The following is a 1110-nucleotide window of genomic DNA, read 5'->3' on the forward strand; positions in this document are numbered from 1 at the left end:
AAAAACCTCATGGAATTATTTTTGAATTCTTGATCCAATAGTTGCAATGCTTCAGGTGGTAATGTTTCAGACGTGTTGATAAGTGAAATAATAGAAACTATAACTTATAAACACTTTACTAATGGTTTTAGAACCCGTACACTGCCCTAATTGCGATAGCACAAACCTAGTGAAAAATGGTTTAAGTGCAGCAGGTAAACAGCGCTATTGCTGCCGTAATCAGGAGTGCCATCGTCGCTCATTCATTTTAGATTTCACTTATCGAGGTTATCTACCTCAAGTTAAACAACAAATTAGTGATATGGCAGTCAATGGTAGTGGGATTCGAGATACAGCGCGAGTCTTAAAAATTAGTCCGACGACGGTGATTGAAGAGTTAAAAAAAAAGAACGAAATCTTGAATCAGTCAATACACAGCTAATTCAACAGCTTCAGCCCACGGAGGTATCAATTATTAAATATGTCGAGGAGGCTGAACTTGATGAGATGTGGAGCTTTGTGGGTTCTAAACAACAGCAACGATGGCTGTGGCACGCAATCGACCATCACACAGGACTTGTGCTTGCCTACGTTTTGGCAGACCACAAAGATGCAGCTTTTATTCAACTTAAAGCCATGTTGGAACCCTTCAAAATTCAACAATTTTACACCGATGATTGGGGTGCTTATCAAAGATATTTAGCAGCGCCAATTCATACTGTGGGCAAGGCTAATACGCAAAAAATCGAGCGCAAGCATTTAACTTTTCGCACCCGAATTAAGCGACTTGCACGCAAAACAATCTGCTTTTCCAAAACTATTCAGATGCACGATATTGTCCTGGGATTGTTCATTAATCGATTTGAGTTTGGTCGAGCTATTTAGAAAGGTATCTCCACACGTCTGGAACACTACCATCTTCGCTATCGGGAAATAAAGCAGCAGCGACAAAAGTGCCAACAGCAAGTGCTGTGGGTGTAGCAAGTGCGCGATCATAAGTTATCTAGCACAAGGAATGTAATAAGCACCAATTTCTACATAGGTGGCGATCGCAAATACTCATAGTGCCGGATAAGTACCGACTCATTGGTAGTACGTCAAATAATTGTTGGATAGGTAACGCGATGTCAT

General features: G+C 40.7%; 1 protein-coding gene. It reads left to right on the top strand.

Annotated features, from left to right (window positions below; genetic code table 11):
• Positions 1 to 121: 121 nt before the first annotated feature.
• A protein-coding gene (locus tag AC2VE5_RS28180) for an IS1 family transposase (RefSeq protein ID WP_486890804.1) occupies positions 122 to 864 on the top strand; the annotation gives its coding sequence in 2 pieces (ribosomal slippage) (positions 122 to 370 and positions 373 to 864; 741 coding nt in all).
• Positions 865 to 1110: the final 246 nt, after the last annotated feature.

It is taken from the genome of Aliterella sp. E5.1 (genome assembly GCF_057473825.1).